We start from the raw sequence: 15012 nt of genomic DNA on the forward strand, positions 1-15012 counted from the left end.
TTCACGTCGGGCGGGCCGTCGGTGGCGCAGTGCGCGGCCCGTGGAGTGGCGGATCCGGTCGGCGGTGTGGCCGACCGGCTCCCCGGCGCCCGCGGCGGCCATGGAGCGGGGCGGGTCACCGGGCGGGACGCAAACCGCCCGTAGAATGACAAAACTGGTCCTTTGCTCCAAGCTTTGTCATACGTGCCACATGCGTGCGTGATGTATCCGTGCGTACGGCCAGTCGTGCGGCACCTCCAGGGCCGTACGACTCCCCTTTCTCTGCTGCGGTACACCTCCTTTCCGCGGTGCGCCTTCCCGGGCCGGCACACCTCGCTGCCGCGGTACGGCTCCCTCGTGCGGGCACGCCTCCCAGGCGCCGGGCAGCCGGTCGCCGTTCATCCGCGGTGTCAGCCGCCGCCCGGTGCCAGGGCCAGCTCCCGCAAGTACGTGCCGAAGCCGTGGACGGCGCGGGGGTCCGTACGTCCGGAGGTGAGGACCGGGCAGCGGTCCGTCCTGAGGATGCGGGCACCGGCGCGTTCCAGCGCGGTCACCATCGCGTGGTCCTCGCTGTGCGCGAGGGCGGGAAAGCCCCCCACCAGGCGGTAGGCGTCGGCCGTGACGCCCAGGTTGGCGCCGTGCACATGCGGGTGGGCCCAGGTTCGGTCGCGCCCCGGCCGCCCGGCGAAGTAGAGCGTGTGGTGCCGCTGGGCGACCGCCGGGCTCAGCGTGGGGTGCCCGGCGACCCGTATGGTGCCGAGCACGCAGTCCCATCCGGCCGCGGCCTGCTCGATCTGGTGGGCCAGCCAGGCGGCGGGCACCAGGGTGTCGGCGTCGGTGGTGGCGATCCAGGCCCCCTCGGCGGCGGGTCCGAGCAGGCCGAGGCCGTGGGCGACGGCGGCGGCCCGGGCCGCCCCGACGTTGCGCCGCGCCGGCTCCACGACGTGCGCGCCGTGCCGGCGGGCGAGCGCCGCGGTGGCGTCGGTGCAGGCGTCTGCGGCGACCACCGTCACCACCCGCACCCGCCGCGCCAGCACCTCGGGGTGCCGGGCGGCCTTGTGCAGGGCGCGGAGCGCGGCCGGCAGGACCGCCGCCTCGTTGTGCGCGGGTACGGCGACCACCAGGGCCGTGGGGAAAGTGGCCGGGCCGTTCACACCAGCCCCTCGGCTGCCGCGGGTGCGGGAACGGCGCTGCCGTCCGGCAGCCGCCGGGTGAAGGTCTGCAACACGAAGTCGGGGTCGCTCAGCCGCCCGAGGGGGGCCAGCTCCGGCACGCCGGTGAGCAGCGGGGCGAGCTGCGTCCCGGTACGGAGGTGGTCCTCGACCGGGTGGTCCCAGTGCACGGTGACCAGGGTCCCGCCGGGTTCCAGACCGTCCACGGTCCGCTTCAGGACCTCCTGGAGTGTGGCGTCGTCGAAGTAGTACAGCAGTTCCGAGAGCACGATCAGGTCAAACGTTTCTTCAGGCCACTCGTCCGGTACGGCCATGCACCGCACCTCGACGTGCGGCCGGTCGCGGTTGCGGCGGGCGGCCGCTTCGGCGGCGGCCGGTACCCGGTCGGTGGCCAGCACCCGGTCGCACCGCCCGGCGAGGAGCCCGGTCAGGACGCCGACGGAACAGCCCGGCTCGAAGGCCCGGCGGTAGCGGCGGCGGGGCAGCGCGGCGACGGTCAGCGCGTACTTGCGCTGCTCGTACCACCGGCCCGCCAGGTCCCAAGGGTCGGCCGACCCGGCGTACATGGTGTCGAAGTAGGACGGGGACGTGGCCAGATTCGTTCTCATGTGAAGACCACCTCGAAGGCGCGCGTGTGATGGGCGAGTTCGGCGGGCGGCAGGATCACCGTGTCCTCGTCCGGGCCGAGCGGGGCGATCTGGCTCGCGAACCGGCGGATCGCCGCCTGTTTGCGGGCCCGCGCCGGCCGGGACAGCGGCAGCCGCCGGGCGGCGTCCCACGGCACCCGCGGATCACCGGGCGACGCCCAGTGCCACATCCACACCGGGTAGTGCCAGCAGGGCGTACCGGTCTCCCGAGCGGCGGCGGCCGCGGCCCGCCCCGCCGCCTCGTGGTCGGCGTGCAGGTCGCCCGTCCAGGGGGCGACGCACAGGTGGGCGCCGGTCTCCCGCAGCACCGCGCCGATCTGTTCCGTCAGCTGTGTCTCATGGGCGTCGACGTCCGTGTCGGGAAAGTGCAGCCGGTACGTGCGGTGTCCGTGCGGAGCGAGGTCGCCGAGTGCGCGTTCCAGCTCGGCCGCGCGCAAGGCGGCGATCCGCTCCGCGGGGAGGTGCGGGTGCGAGCCTTCCCCGTCGGTGACGGTCACCAGCCGGACCTCGCCGCTGAGCTGCGCCATCGTGCCGCCGAAGCCCAGGACCTCGTCGTCGGGGTGGGCGGCGACCACCACGACGGGCCCGGACGGCGGTCGCACGACGGGCAGGCGCGCCAGCCCGGCCCAGGCCGCCCACGCCTCTTCCGGAGTGCCGGGAGCCTCGATCGCCCCGGCCGCCGCCGCACGGTCGAAGGCGCCGGTCACTGTGCCGGCCCCGCTTCCCGCCCCGCTTCCGGTCCCTCTCTCCGCCCCGACTCCGGCCCCGTTATCTGCCCCGCTTCCTTCCCTGCTTCCTGCCCCACCAGCGTTCCGAGTTCCGCGAGGTCGCGCTCGGCGTGGTGCTGCCGGATGTACACCGTCAGATCGACGGCGTTACGGGCATGGCGCGGGTCGTGGCACAGCGGCCCGGCGCCCGTCGCCCGCCCGACCCGGTCCAGTACGTCGGCGCAGGCCCGCTCCGCGACCGCCCGTACCCGCAGGCTGCGCAGCCGGGCGGTGCCCGAGCGGTCCAGCGGGTCGGCGTCGATGGCCCGCGCCGCCTCCCACAGCACGGTTTCCGCGGCGTGCAGCGCCACGTCCACCGCGCCCAGGTGTGCGGCGGTCAGCGGGTCCTCGGTGCGGGCACCGGCCTGGAGGGTGTCGGCGACCGCCCGCGCCCCGCCGAGCCAGCAGGCGGCGACCCCGACGCCGCCGTGCTGGAACCCGGGCCGCTCCAGGTAGGCCCCTACAGCGCCGACCGGCCGGCCCGGCACCGCCGTGAACCGCACATCGGGGGTGTCGCTGCCCGCCATGCCGATGGCCTGCCAGGTCCCGGGCACCGGTTCGTAACCAGGGTGCCCGGTCCGTACGGCGAACAGCCTGCGCCCCTGGGCGGTGTCCGCCGTGACCAGGCCGTGGGTGCAGGAGTGCGCGCCCGAGCAGTACGCCTTGTACCCCTCCAGCAGCCAGCCCTCGCCCTCCTGGTGCGCCTTGAGCCCGGTGCCCGGCGGCTGCGCGGCCCAGACTCCCCACCGCTCTCCCGGACCGGGCGGGTCCTCCCCCAGCTCCGCGAGGACGGCCGCCGCATCGGCATGCCCCTCGGCCAGCCGGGCCAGCGACAGGTCGGTACGCCCCAGCGCGTACAGAGCAGCGAAACGATCACGCGTACGCCCCGCTCCCGGCAGCTCCCCCGCCTCGGCCTCCACCCAGGCACGGAACCGGTCCGCCACCGACCGACGCAGCTCCTCGGCATCCGGGACGAGTCTCGTCTCGCATCCCACACTCACGTCACGTCCCACCTTTCACACGGCCGTGACCGGCCCACACCCGTGACCGGCAATTCCGTCCAGGAATCCGCCCGATCCGCACCTCACCGTCGGACCGGCACAAACCGAATACCCCGCAATTAGCCTCTTATACGGTCACTTCGCTCAACTGTTGACTCGGCCATCGGGCAGCATCCCTGTGCGCTCCAATTCCATTGCCAACTTCGACCTCACCGCCCCAACAAACGCCGCTAGCCGTACGTAGCTACATCACCACGCCACGCGTCGTCCAGCCTCAGGGCATCGCCATACCCTTCACCCTCACCGCCTCCCGATCACAGCCAGTGTCCGCGTCGCGCCCGTTTCCGTATCCGCGCCCGCGTCCGCGTCCGCGTCCGGTAGTACCGAGCGGCCGACCGAGCTGACAGCCATTGCGATAACCGCGCGTGACGAGGAAATGGTGATCGCGGCACCCGTGCGGGCCCGGTGAAAGCCCGTGCAGGTATGGCCTGGTTGACCTGCGCCGCACGACCGTTCGACCTCAACAGGCCCACGAAGCAAGGCCTTTCTCCGGCCTCATCAGGCGCCCGCAGCCGGGTGACGGTCATCGTCGGCCCACCTGAAGCATGACCGGCGCGGACTCGGCGGCGCGCCAGCTGACCCTCTGCACCGGGCCGCAGGCACCCCGGACAGGCGCGCGCCGGACAAGGCGCATCCCTCTCGCCTCAACCGTCGCTGCCTGCGACTTGACAAGATCACTCACGCAATTCCGGAACCGGAGAACCAGCGGGCCAACCGACGCCGACGCATGAATACGGGCGGCAGGCCCACCGGAACGGCTCTCACCCTTCAAGGCGCGGCCCCGGCGCGGCGATCCGGCCCTGACCCCGCCCGTCAAGCTTCACACAGGAGCCGAGTCACGATGCCGGAGCCGGCAGCACGACCGCGGTGTCGGAACGCGAAAGACCGGCCTTCCTCCAGAACGACGGGCCCTTCGAGTGCCACCGCCACCTCGGCTCCGTGAAGCGGCCGAACCACGTCGACACCCTCAGGCAACGTGACGACGCCCCACACTATGGCGGTGCGAATGTAGAAGCAGAGGCGATCGCCCGAGACGACGCCCACACTGCCCTGCTCCTCGGACAGCAGGGTGATATCGGCAGTGAAGCCGACATGGGCGCCGGCCGATCCTGGCGTCGCCAGCACCTGACCCCGCTCGACGGCATCCCTGGCAACACCACGCAGCAGTACCCCCACGTTCATGTCCGCCTTCGCTTCCGCGATGCGCACCCGCCCCTGCTCAATATCCGCGACGAGGGCGGTCGCGCTACCGCCCGAACCAATGATCTCTATCGCGTCACCCTTGCGCACTCGTCCGCGTTCGATCCGGCCCGTCACCATGATCACCCTGCCTTGTTGCAGGTGATAGACGTCTTCCACGGGCATCAGAAACGGCTTCTCCATCGCGTTCGCCACCGACTGACCCGAAGATCCATCCATAAATGCCCATGCCTCCTCGCGGCCGAACGCGACCACCGCGAACGGGAGTCCTGAGGCTAACAACGCGCCTGGGCGGCTGAGCGGCTGAGCCAGCGCACCGGCCCAGCCACCTCGCCAGCCCGGCGGCGCCCGCAAACGCCCGCCCAGCGCCCATGTTTCACCAGTCAGCCAACGAGCCCCTATTGCCTCAGACTCCAAATGGTTATAGCTTCTAACTAACGCAAGTCCTTCTATCCCAGCGTGAGTGCGCGGCGCGCCTGCGCGACCGCAACCGTGCACGGCACTTCGTCGGAGGGGAATTCCATGACCATTACAGTCGCGCCTCGTCGCAACCGCACACACCGTCACGTTCCACTGCCGGTGGCCGTCTCTTCCTGGGCGGTTCCCGTCATGATCGTCGGTCAGTTCGCTCTGGTCTCGGGCGTCCCGGTCGTCATCGCGGCGGTCGGCGCTTTCCGCCACGTCCGTAACCGGGCAGTGCGCTGGGCGTCCGCTCTGCTCGCCATCGCCTACGCCGTACCGCTCGCCGTATGGCTGATACGGCCCGATGGGGCACAGAGCCTGTCCAAGGACATGCACCCCGCATTCGCCGGACTGCTCGTCGCCGCATCCGCCGCGCTCGTCGTCACCCCCCACCGAGCCCGCCGCCGACACCTTCCCGCACGGTGACGCACACCAATCACGGGCACTCAGCGCATCTCAATGCGCCTTCAGTACGTGCTCAACACCCCCCGCCACGCGCTCAATCCGCCGCGCTCATCGCGTAACCGACAAGGGGAACACCATGCCCAGCATCCGCAGAACCAGCGTCCGCGCCGCCCTGGCCGCCATCCCGCTCGTCGTCGGGCTCCTCGGTACCGCCGCTCCGCCCGCCGGCGCCACCTCCCCGCACCCCGGCAAACCGCTCACCTGCCACGGCCAGGGCGTCGACCCCGACGCGCGTGTTCGCCACAAGACCGAGACCGTGATCCATGCGCCGCTGCGCACGATCTGGGAGCTCCAGACCGACGTCGAGCGCTGGCCGTCCTGGCAGACCCCGGTCAAGACCATCGAACGCCTCGATCACGGCCCGCTGCGGAAGGGGTCGGCCTTCCGGTGGACGACCCCGGCTCCCGCCACTCCCACCACTCCTGCCACCACTCTGGAAATCACCTCAACCATCGAACAGCTCAAGCACAACTCCTGCATTCGCTGGACCGGCCCCGCGATTGGAGAAGGAATACACATCAACGGCGTTCACGTCTGGAACTTCACCAAGGTCAAGGGCGGCGTCCGCGTGAGCACGGAAGAGACGCACACCGGCGAACAGGTCGACGCGAACGTCCCCATGGCGACCGAGATCCTCCGCAAAGGCCTCGAAGGGTGGCTGCGCGAACTGAAGGCCACCGCCGAAGCCCGTGTTCACGACCGTCCCTGCTGAACCGCCGGGCGCATAGGGCTTGTTGCGAACGTGATTCCCGAGTGCAGAGGTGGCCCGGACGAACAACGCGCAACGGCAGCTCAATTCGCTTGCGGCGGTACTGGCGAGCCCGCTGAAGTACCGCCATGGACGGCGCCACGCAGCAGGCCCAACGGGCAGGGTCCGACAGGTACAGGTACAGGTACAGGGATCGTACGGCCACGGCGCAACCGGCTCCATGGCGCAGGTCGGCGGTGCTTGTATCCCTGATGCCGGCTGCTTTCACCTTCAACACGGCCGAGAATCTGCCGATCGGCCTCCTGGAACTCATCTCCGAAGCCTGCGGGTGTCAGTTTCAGCAGTCGGCCTCCTGGCGCCGGAGGTCCGCGGACGTGTGATCGGCGCGCTTTCCATCGCCGGGTCGCTCGCCCTCGTACTCGGCGTTCCCGCCGGAACCTGGCTGGGCCACCGAAGCAATTGGCCGGTGCCCTTCGCCGTGCTGGCGGCTCTGGGATTCATCTCCCTGGTGACGATCTCCGCTCTGCTGCCGACCTCGCGACCGGAAGAAGAGCGCGCCACCTACGGAATCAGGCCCGACGCCCGCCGTTTCGGCAGCGTGCTGACGGCCGGGACACTGTCCGCCCCGGGAGCGTTCGCAGGGTATACGTACATCATCGCCTTCTTGGAGGACGTGAGCAGGTTTTCTCCGAGCACGGTCAGCGTCTTACTCGTGGTCTTCGGCATGGCGTGTCTGGCCGGGGTGAGCATCACCGGGGCGCTGTTGGACCGCTTTCCGGATTCCGCGCCGAGTGCTGCCGTGGCCGCCCAAGCAGTGGGTCTGCTCGGCCTGTACGCTGCTGGCGTCCAGCGGCGAATTCCGGTCTGTACAACGCGGGTATCGCGGCAGGCGCCGCGCTCGGAGGGCTGGTCCTGTCACTCACCGGCGTACGGGGCGCCTTCCTCGTGGGCGGGATGCTGACCGTAGGAGCCTGCATGCTGCTGCTGGGCGGGTGACTGACGGGGCTCGGGAGAACTGCAGAGTGAGGACCTCTACCGGTCGTTCGTCGGCGTTGCCGAACCAGTGTGGTGTCCAGGTGCCGAATCCCGCCGCCTCGCCCGGTCTCATGATCGGGTCGTTGTCGCCAGAGAGTGGGCGTAGGGGCCGACGAAGACGTATAGCAATTCGTACCCTAGTGCTGAACTGTTCCGGCACGACTGGGCAGTTCGGGCCGGGGTGACCGCACCCCGGGACAAGCAACCGAGCCGCTGCAACGCCTGGAGAACACCAAGGAAATCGCCCGCGCGGTCGCCTTCCTCGTCTCCGCGGACGCCAGCTACGAGACATCTGTTGGCCTGAATCATGCGATGAATTCGCCGCCGAAGCGTGGAAGTCTTGGAGAACCGACGAGCGAGGAAGGTGCTGGCATGACCAACACGTACCTGCCCGCACAGCCGATTGATGCGCAACTCCCCGATTTCGACACCCTGCCGCTCGGCGAGCTGGCAGCTCGCACGGAACATCCGGTGCTGAGCGCCCTGCTGCCCGGCGTGTGCGAACGTCTGGAGAAACCGGACACGGTCGCCTTCTACGACGACGCACCACCTGATGCGTGAGTGAGACGGCCCGGCCGGTTCCCTTCCAGCAGTTCGTGCTCAAGGTGCACAGCAGGTGCAATCTCGCCTGTACCTACTGCTACGTGTACGAGGGCCCCGACCAGAGCTGGCGCGAGCGCCCTGTCCGGGTGTCCGAGGACACCATGCGCCGCACCGCGGAACGGATCGCCGAGCACGTCAGCACACACGGGCTGCGCTCGATACGCGTCGATCTGCACGGCGGGGAACCGCTCCTCACCGGCCCCGCCGCGCTGACCGGGTACGCACGGACCATCCGCGACGCCGTACCCGAGGGCTGCAACGTTTCCGTATCGGTCCAGACAAACGGCACGCTGCTCACCGAGGACATCCTGAAGCAGCTCAGCACGGCCGGCATGACCATCGGCCTGAGCCTCGACGGCGGCAGCGCCCGGCTGAACCGCCGCCGCGTCGATCACGCCGGCCGCCCCTCATGGCCCGCGGTACGGCGAGCGGCGGTCCTGCTGGCCGACGCCCCCGCCGCGTACGGAGGCATTCTGTGCACGATCGATGTGACCACCGACCCCACGGAGGTCTTCCGGTCTTTGGACGCGCTGGTCCCGCCCAGCCTTGACTTCCTCCTCCCGTACGGGAATTGGAGCGAGCCGCCACCTGGGATCGGCCCGTTCGCCGAATCCACGTGCCGGGCACCGCGCGCCGTTCCCTACGGGGAGTGGCTGGCCTGCGTCTTCGACCTCTGGTGGGCCACTCCACCGGGCCGCACGCCCGTACAGATCCGCCTGTTCTCCGAGATAGTGGCGCTGCTGCTCGGGGCGGCCAGCAGAACCGAGTCGGTGGGGCTGTCCCCCTTGGCCGTAGTGGTGGTCGACACCGACGGTTCCATCCAGCGCCTGGATTCCCTCAAGACCGCTTACGCAGGCGCCCCCGACCTCGGAATGAACGTTTTCCACCACGCCTTCGAGGAAGCCCTCAATCACCCACTCACCGTGGCCGCTCAGGCACGCGGGCTCGACACGCTGTGCACAGGTTGCCGACACTGCCCCGTCGTCGGCGTCTGCGGCGGCGGCAGATACACCGACCGCTACCTGGAGGGCGATGGCTTCGACCACCCCTCGGTGTACTGCGCAGACCTGGAACACCTGATCCGCCACATCGGCAACCGGCTCCAGGAGACCGTACGCGGTACACAGTGGGTCAAGGGGGTTTAGGGCTACGAGCCTTCGGAAAACCGCCGTCGAACAAATGCCACGCCCGCAGAAGGTGGTGCTCTCACTGGGGACAATCGGCGCCCCGGCCGGGGTCGGCGAGCGGCCCCGGACAAGCAGCCAAAGCCGCATTCCTCAATCCGATCAGCGCTCCGAATCCGTCTTCTTCCGCTAGCAGAGGCCGAGCCCGCAGCCCCATTCACACATAAGCCCAGGCAGTTACCGGCTGCGGCAGGAACGGCGCCTTCCACCTCTCCGACATTTGGCAACGCAACCCCGCCACGCCCGTCCGTCTCCGGGCCCGGTGCGACGGGGCGCGCTTCGTCTTGCCCGCGCTTTGCTCGCGCGCGGGAGAACGCACCGCTGTGCGCCGCACGCCGGAAAACGCACCGTTGCGCGCTCGCGCAGGCAAAGCCGTGCGCCCTTCGGCTGAACCCTGGCGCGGTGCTTTCCGTACCGGCTGCCGTGACCGGACCGGGGCGACCACAGCTGCCCTCGCCCACCGAGGCCAGGAAGAGTTAAGGATGCATCACCCACTCAGCACCGTGGTGATCACGTCGTACGGAACCACCTACCGTGACCTACCGCAGGATGTCCGCCCCGTCACGGTCGACACCGCGCATCTGCCGCTGCCCGACGCCGTCTCCCGAGCGGCCCAGCAGCTCGGCGGCCGCAACCCGGCCGCCCGCGCCTACATCACCCGCAGCGCTGAAGGCCGCCTCGTCCTCGGTCAGGCGCTGGCCAGGATCCGTCAGCGCATCGGCTCCGGCGGCCGGGTCGCCGTCCACGTACGCAGCCCTCACGGGCAGTACCGCGCGCCAGCCGTCGCCGAGGAACTCGCCGACCGGCTACGCGCATCCGGCATCCCGGTCCAAGTCGTCCACCGCCATCTCGGCCGCCCGGGCCCGTCCCGGCGCCCCTGACGGAGCACTGGAGGCCGCGGATCGCCGACTGGACGGCACACAACGTGTTCACAGGAGGTGGCGGCGCTCGTGGTTGATGGGCTCTGGCCGTGGATGGTGGCAGGGAAGCGGCCAAGTGATAACGCGTTGTGGGGCTTCTCTGGGCTGCGAGAGCATCTGGGCATGGAAGGGCCTGCCGAACGTCTCAAGGCTGACCGGGTGGAACTGCGCCGGTGGCACGAGAGCGATCTCGACGCCCTGGACCAGGCGATCAACGAGTCCCTGGACCATCTCGCTGCGCCATGGATGCCCTGGGCGGCCAACCACGGCCGGCGGCACACCGCCGGTTTCCTGGCCCGGTGTCACGAGGAGTGGGAGGCCCGGCAGGCCTTCGTCTATGCGGTTACCTCGCATGCCACGGTGATCGGTAGCTGCGGCCTGCACCGCCGCATTGGCCCGGGCGGCCTCGACCTCGGCTACTGGATTCATCCTCGCTGGACGGGCCAGCGACTCGCCACGACGGCCGCAGCGGCTCTGGTCGGCCAGGGTTTCCGGCTGGCGGGCATCGACCGTATAGAAATTCATCACGATGCTGCCAACACAGCCAGTGCAGCCGTCGCCCTCCACCTGGGTTTCACGGAGGTTGAACGCATCCAGGCCCCAGAAGGGCCGTCCGCTCCGGGCGAAGTAGAAGCTGACCCACCGAAAGGACCGCCATGAGCAGCGGAACACAACTGGTTGCCACGCCTCTCACCAGAAAGCTGCGCATCACCGTGGGCGTGTGCTCGGTGCTTTTCACCATCGGCACCACCGTGCACAATTTCGCCATCATCAACAGTGAGCTGGTGGCGATGATGATGCAGGCCAGCGGAAGTGCTGATCCAGCCGTCTCCGCCCCTGGCTTCACCCTGTGACTCCGGATCGTGGGTTGTCTCTACATTCTCGGCAATGCGGCAGGGATTCTGGCCCTGCGCAGCCGGTCACGTGCCCTGTGGTGGGTCGTGTTCGCCGTGAACTTCACGCAGGGGATCGGTTTCTGGGTGATCCCGCCTTCGATGTGGGACGCCGCCACGGATCTGTACGGCACCTGGGGAATCGTCCCGAGTGCGGTGACGGACGGTGGGGCGCTTCTGCTCACCATGACCATGGTTCTCGTCATGGTGAAGCACCGGACTGCCTGGGCGCAGCAACGCGCAGTCCCGGCCGACGCATCGCAGGCGTCGGGGATATCGAGGTCGACACGATAGATCCGGGTGCGCGTACGGCCACCGCTGGCCCGGGGCATCCTGTCGGTGCGCTCCCGCCCGCAAGGCATCGAGTCCTCCGCGCAGCCGGGCGCGACCGCGCCCTCACCTGCTACCGGCGCCTCGTCTGGCGAGATGGTTTGGTTCAGGCAGGGGAACTCAGGCGCCGTGCTTGGCTGTTTTCGCCGTCTCGGCCGTGTCTGTGTTCCGGGCACACACCGCGGTGGACGCGCTGCCCCCGCGATAGACGATGACGACGGCCGTGAGACCGATGGCCAGGCCGATGGCAGTCTGCGGGCCGAACGGTTCACCGAACATGAGGGCTCCCCAGATGGCCGTGACCGGCGCCATGAGGAACATGAGCGTATTGACCTTGGTGACTCCGGAGCGCCTCAGGGTCAGCCAGTACAGTCCGTACCCGCCGAAGGTGGACAAGGCCACCAGCCAGCTGATCGCGGCCCAGAAGGAGAGCTCAGCGGGCGGCTTCGCCGCTCCGACGCTCGCGGCAAGTGCCGTGAAGATGACCGCGCTGGTGGTGCAGTGGATGGTCATCGACACCGCGGGCGCGACCCGCGTGCGGGAGCGGCTTTCCAGGAACGTGGCCGCCACCAGCGAGAACATGCCGAGGAAGGGTATGAGATAGGCCCACCAGGGCACGCCGGTACGGGCGGCGGCATCGGCCGTGGTGACGATGACGACGCCGCTCACTCCCAGGCACAGGCCGAGCCACTGCTTGCCCGAGACGTACTGATGCAGCAACGGCCCGGCGAGCGCTCCGGCGACGAGCGGTTGGACACCGTCGATCAGGGCGGTGGTGCCGCTGGAAACGCCGAGCTGGATCGCGTAGTAGACGGTGAGCAGGTAGCCGCTCTGCGACAGCACGCCGATCATGGCCTGCCTGGCCACAGCCCGCGCCACCAGGCCTCGCCACGACGTTCTGGCGGCGGTCGCCGCAACGACGATCAGGATGGCGGTCAGCGGCAGGAACCGCCACATCAGGATCGTGATCGCGGACGCGCTGCCCGCTCCGAGCTTGGCCCCGATGAACCCGGAACTCCAGCACAGCACAAAGCCGATCGCGAGCAGGAAGTTCACGCCTCACCCTCCACTAAACAGATCGGTCTACCCATCGCCCACTATACAGAGCGGTATACTTTTGGCCATGGGCACCACCGAGAAGCCGCGACGGATCACGATGACGCCTGCCGCACGGCGCGTCCTGGAGGCCGCCGCGAGGCTGTTCTACGCACGCGGCATCCATGCCGTCGGCGTGGACCTGATCGCCGCCGAGGCCGGGGTGACCAAGAAGACCCTCTACGACCGGTTCGGCTCCAAGGAGCAGATCGTTGTGGAGTACCTCGTGGACCGTGACGAGCGCTGGCGGGCCTTCCTCGACCAGCGCCTCGGCGCCGCACCTCCAGCGCCACCGGACCGCGTCCTGGCCGTCTTCGACGCCTCACGCGCTTGGGCCGTGGAGAACAATTCCAAGGGGTGCGGCATGGTCAACGCCCATGCCGAGATCAGCGATCCGTCCCACCCGGCCTACCCGGTCATCACCGGGCAGAAGAAGTGGATGCTCGACCTGTTCACTCAGCTCGCCGGGGACATCTCCCCGGACAGGGCCACGCACCTGGGCCGGACACTCATGCTGCTGCACGAAGGAGCGCTCGTCGCCCACGGCCTGAACGTCTTCCCGGACCCCATCGCCCACGCCCGCGAACAGGCGCAAGCTCTCCTTGCCGCCACCGGGAACACATAAGGGCTGTGCCGTAACTGCTGGGCGGCGGGCTGCTGCCCACGCTCGGCCGCCATCTCGCCGTCGACCACCTTGCCGGTGATGGGGAAGCCGAGCCGCATGTGGAGGGACTCCGGCCAGGGCTGCCGGCCATACCGACGCCCCATCCACACAACCAATGGTTGTGCCCGGGCGTCCTGTTGGTTGTTTGCTCCCTGAATGAGGAGCCCGCTTTGATGTTTCCGATCGCGGATCGGTTGTGTGGGCGAGTGGAGCGAGGGGCGTCCGGCATGGGGAGCGGGAACCGGCTGGGGCAGCGGATCGGACATCGATTCGGGCATCGGCTGGGGCGGCGGTTCGGGTGGCTGTGGGCGGCGTACGGGGCCAGCGCGCTCGGCACGTGGCTCGCCTTCGGCGCGTTCCCGCTGATCGCCATCCGAGTGCTGCACGCCGGACCGGCCGAGGTCGCCGCGCTCTCCTCCGTGGGGACGGCGGTGGGCGCGTTCGTGGCGGTGCCGCTCGGGCCGTGGGTGGAGTTCCGGCGCAAGCGGCCGGTGCTGATCGCCATGGATCTGGTGCGGTGCGCGGCCCTGCTGACGATTCCCGCCGCGTTCGCACTCGGCATCCTCACGTTCCTCCAACTGCTGCTGGTCTCGGTCGTCGTCGCGGCGGCCGACATCACCTTCCGCGCCGCCTCCGGCGCGTATCTGAAGACGCTGCTGCCCGCCGAGGGCCTGCTCGTCGCCAACGCCCGGTTCGAGTCCACCGCCTGGACGACCACGATCATCGGGCCTCCGCTGGGCGGCGCGGCGATCGGGCTCCTCGGTGCGGTGGCGACGGTGGTGGCCGACGCGGTCAGTTACCTGCTCTCGGCCCTGGGAATCTGGGCGATGGGCGGGCACGAGCCGCGACCCGAGCGCCGGGAGGCCGTGCGCATGCGGCCCGGGGACCTGCTCGACGGTTGGCGGTACATCCTCGCCGACGCGACGCTGCGTCCGCTGTTCTTCCACACCGCCCTCTTCAACGGCCTGATGATGGCCGTCCAGCCGTTGCTGGCCGTTCTGATGCTCGGCCGGCTCGGGTTCGCGCCGTGGCAGTACGGTCTCGCCTTCGCCGTGCCCTCGATCGGCGGGCTGCTCGGTTCACGGCTGGCCCGACCGCTCGTCTCCCGGTTCGGGCAGCATCAGATCCTCATCGCGGCGGGGGCTCTGCGCGCGCTCTGGCCCGTCGGCCTGGCCTTCCTGGGGCCGGGCATCGGAGGGCTGCTGCTGGTGATCGGCGTCGAGCTCGGTCTGATCTTCTGCTGCGGGGTCTTCAATCCCGTCTACGCCACCTACCGCCTCGAACGCACCGCGACCGATCGGGTCGCCCGCACGCTGACCGCCTGGACGGTGACGACCAAGGCCTCGACCGCACTCCTGACGGCCGTCTGGGGCGTGCTGGGCAGCCTGCTCGGCCCGCGTACCGCCGTCGGCCTGGCCGGCGTACTCGTGCTGGCGACCCCGCTGCTGCTCCCCCGCCGCCCGGCAGCGCTGCTCTCCGAGCCGAAGCCGGCAGCAAGCCGCATCTGAGGGGCCGTCGCAATCACGACGGTCGCCCCGCCCCGAGCGCGGCGGGGCGACCCCTACAGCCCCAGGTCCAGAGCCAGGCAGGAGAAGTGGTTCCACGAGCCTTCGGGGTTGTACGTGTCGCGGGCGCGGCCGTCGGGGACGGCCTTCTCCGTGACCATGTCCTCGTACGGGATGCGCTCGGGCAGTTTGCCGAACGTGGCGTGCCGCGTTGTCGTCGCGTTGTCCGGCGTGTTGTCGACGTGCACGGTCGGCCTCCGGTCATCAGTCAGTGGCGAGTGGTGAGGTGCGCCCTGGTGCTTGGGTCCCTCCAGACTGCGC

At 69.7% G+C, this 15012-nt stretch carries 17 protein-coding genes and 1 pseudogene; 11 read left to right on the forward strand and 7 right to left on the reverse strand.

Features of this window, described 5'->3' with window-relative positions:
- Nucleotides 1–389: 389 nt before the first annotated feature.
- The 5 genes from ACH4FX_RS19785 to ACH4FX_RS19805 form a co-directional block, all read right to left on the reverse strand.
- Complete coding sequence (locus ACH4FX_RS19785) at nucleotides 390–1133, reverse strand: glycosyltransferase (RefSeq protein ID WP_398480625.1); 744 nt, start codon at nucleotides 1131–1133, stop codon at nucleotides 390–392.
- A complete protein-coding gene (locus ACH4FX_RS19790; protein WP_398480626.1) occupies nucleotides 1130–1759 on the reverse strand; it encodes an SAM-dependent methyltransferase in 630 nt (209 codons plus the stop codon). Before ACH4FX_RS19790 ends, ACH4FX_RS19785 begins: the two co-directional genes overlap by 4 nt.
- Nucleotides 1756–2505, reverse strand: a complete 750-nt coding sequence (locus ACH4FX_RS19795) for a PIG-L deacetylase family protein (RefSeq protein WP_398480628.1) — start codon at nucleotides 2503–2505, stop codon at nucleotides 1756–1758. The genes ACH4FX_RS19790 and ACH4FX_RS19795 overlap by 4 nt, the downstream gene beginning before the upstream one ends.
- The gene (locus tag ACH4FX_RS19800; protein ID WP_398480630.1) at nucleotides 2502–3566 is read right to left on the reverse strand and encodes an acyl-CoA dehydrogenase; all 1065 of its coding nucleotides are present in this window, start codon (nucleotides 3564–3566) and stop codon (nucleotides 2502–2504) included. Before ACH4FX_RS19800 ends, ACH4FX_RS19795 begins: the two co-directional genes overlap by 4 nt.
- Nucleotides 3567–4439: 873 nt before the next feature.
- A complete protein-coding gene (locus tag ACH4FX_RS19805) occupies nucleotides 4440–5081 on the reverse strand; it encodes an EF-Tu/IF-2/RF-3 family GTPase (protein ID WP_398480632.1) in 642 nt (213 codons plus the stop codon).
- A 354-nt stretch (nucleotides 5082–5435) separates the two neighbouring features.
- Here ACH4FX_RS19805 and ACH4FX_RS19810 point away from each other — a divergent pair, with 354 nt between their 5' ends.
- The 9 genes and pseudogenes from ACH4FX_RS19810 to ACH4FX_RS19850 all read left to right on the forward strand — a co-directional run bounded on the left by ACH4FX_RS19810 (nucleotide 5436) and on the right by ACH4FX_RS19850 (nucleotide 11391).
- Nucleotides 5436–5714: a hypothetical protein gene (locus ACH4FX_RS19810; protein WP_398480634.1), complete on the forward strand. Its 279-nt coding sequence runs from the start codon at nucleotides 5436–5438 to the stop codon at nucleotides 5712–5714.
- Between the two features lie 115 nt (nucleotides 5715–5829).
- Nucleotides 5830–6465 (forward strand): SRPBCC family protein, encoded by a 636-nt coding sequence (locus tag ACH4FX_RS19815; RefSeq protein ID WP_398480636.1) that lies wholly within the window; start codon nucleotides 5830–5832, stop codon nucleotides 6463–6465.
- A 248-nt stretch (nucleotides 6466–6713) separates the two neighbouring features.
- Nucleotides 6714–7458, forward strand: a pseudogene (locus ACH4FX_RS19820) (MFS transporter).
- A 411-nt stretch (nucleotides 7459–7869) separates the two neighbouring features.
- On the forward strand, nucleotides 7870–8058 hold the full coding sequence (locus tag ACH4FX_RS19825; RefSeq protein WP_398480638.1) for a YxD-tail cyclophane-containing RiPP peptide: 189 nt from the start codon (nucleotides 7870–7872) through the stop codon (nucleotides 8056–8058).
- Nucleotides 8055–9245, forward strand: a complete 1191-nt coding sequence (locus ACH4FX_RS19830; protein WP_398480640.1) for an FxsB family cyclophane-forming radical SAM/SPASM peptide maturase — start codon at nucleotides 8055–8057, stop codon at nucleotides 9243–9245. The genes ACH4FX_RS19825 and ACH4FX_RS19830 overlap by 4 nt, the downstream gene beginning before the upstream one ends.
- Before the next feature lie 521 nt (nucleotides 9246–9766).
- Nucleotides 9767–10165 (forward strand): hypothetical protein, encoded by a 399-nt coding sequence (locus ACH4FX_RS19835; RefSeq protein WP_398480642.1) that lies wholly within the window; start codon nucleotides 9767–9769, stop codon nucleotides 10163–10165.
- Between the two features lie 57 nt (nucleotides 10166–10222).
- Nucleotides 10223–10864, forward strand: coding sequence for a GNAT family N-acetyltransferase (locus tag ACH4FX_RS19840; protein WP_398480644.1), 642 nt, complete (start codon nucleotides 10223–10225; stop codon nucleotides 10862–10864).
- Entirely contained in the window at nucleotides 10861–11058 is a 198-nt protein-coding gene (locus tag ACH4FX_RS19845) for a hypothetical protein (RefSeq protein WP_398480646.1), read from the forward strand. The genes ACH4FX_RS19840 and ACH4FX_RS19845 overlap by 4 nt, the downstream gene beginning before the upstream one ends.
- 9 nt (nucleotides 11059–11067) lie before the next feature.
- Nucleotides 11068–11391, forward strand: coding sequence for a hypothetical protein (locus tag ACH4FX_RS19850; RefSeq protein ID WP_398480648.1), 324 nt, complete (start codon nucleotides 11068–11070; stop codon nucleotides 11389–11391).
- A 156-nt stretch (nucleotides 11392–11547) separates the two neighbouring features.
- Here the strand turns inward: ACH4FX_RS19850 and ACH4FX_RS19855 are convergent, their stop codons facing one another.
- Entirely contained in the window at nucleotides 11548–12483 is a 936-nt protein-coding gene (locus tag ACH4FX_RS19855) for a DMT family transporter (RefSeq protein WP_398480649.1), read from the reverse strand.
- 67 nt (nucleotides 12484–12550) lie between these two features.
- Between ACH4FX_RS19855 and ACH4FX_RS19860 the strand changes: the two genes are divergently transcribed.
- The gene (locus ACH4FX_RS19860; RefSeq protein ID WP_398480651.1) at nucleotides 12551–13147 is read left to right on the forward strand and encodes a TetR/AcrR family transcriptional regulator; all 597 of its coding nucleotides are present in this window, start codon (nucleotides 12551–12553) and stop codon (nucleotides 13145–13147) included.
- A gap of 266 nt (nucleotides 13148–13413) precedes the next feature.
- On the forward strand, nucleotides 13414–14694 hold the full coding sequence (locus tag ACH4FX_RS19865; RefSeq protein ID WP_398480653.1) for an MFS transporter: 1281 nt from the start codon (nucleotides 13414–13416) through the stop codon (nucleotides 14692–14694).
- Between the two features lie 53 nt (nucleotides 14695–14747).
- Here ACH4FX_RS19865 and ACH4FX_RS19870 read toward each other — a convergent pair whose 3' ends face one another.
- Complete coding sequence (locus ACH4FX_RS19870; protein ID WP_398480655.1) at nucleotides 14748–14939, reverse strand: hypothetical protein; 192 nt, start codon at nucleotides 14937–14939, stop codon at nucleotides 14748–14750.
- Nucleotides 14940–15012 lie beyond the last annotated feature (73 nt).

Origin of the sequence: Streptomyces sp. NPDC018019 (assembly GCF_044327805.1) — a bacterium.
Taxonomy (GTDB): Bacteria; Actinomycetota; Actinomycetes; order Streptomycetales; family Streptomycetaceae; genus Streptomyces.

Bases quoted from the DNA above. Each gene is read 5' to 3' on its own strand.
- ACH4FX_RS19825 (WP_398480638.1), top strand. From the start codon at position 7,870: ATGACCAACACGTACCTGCCCGCACAGCCGATTGATGCGCAACTCCCC.
- ACH4FX_RS19835 (WP_398480642.1), top strand. From the start codon at position 9,767: ATGCATCACCCACTCAGCACCGTGGTGATCACGTCGTACGGAACCACC.
- ACH4FX_RS19790 (WP_398480626.1), bottom strand. From the start codon at position 1,759: ATGAGAACGAATCTGGCCACGTCCCCGTCCTACTTCGACACCATGTAC.
- ACH4FX_RS19845 (WP_398480646.1), top strand. From the start codon at position 10,861: ATGAGCAGCGGAACACAACTGGTTGCCACGCCTCTCACCAGAAAGCTG.
- ACH4FX_RS19810 (WP_398480634.1), top strand. From the start codon at position 5,436: ATGATCGTCGGTCAGTTCGCTCTGGTCTCGGGCGTCCCGGTCGTCATC.
- ACH4FX_RS19865 (WP_398480653.1), top strand. From the start codon at position 13,414: ATGGGGAGCGGGAACCGGCTGGGGCAGCGGATCGGACATCGATTCGGG.
- ACH4FX_RS19815 (WP_398480636.1), top strand. From the start codon at position 5,830: ATGCCCAGCATCCGCAGAACCAGCGTCCGCGCCGCCCTGGCCGCCATC.
- ACH4FX_RS19860 (WP_398480651.1), top strand. From the start codon at position 12,551: ATGGGCACCACCGAGAAGCCGCGACGGATCACGATGACGCCTGCCGCA.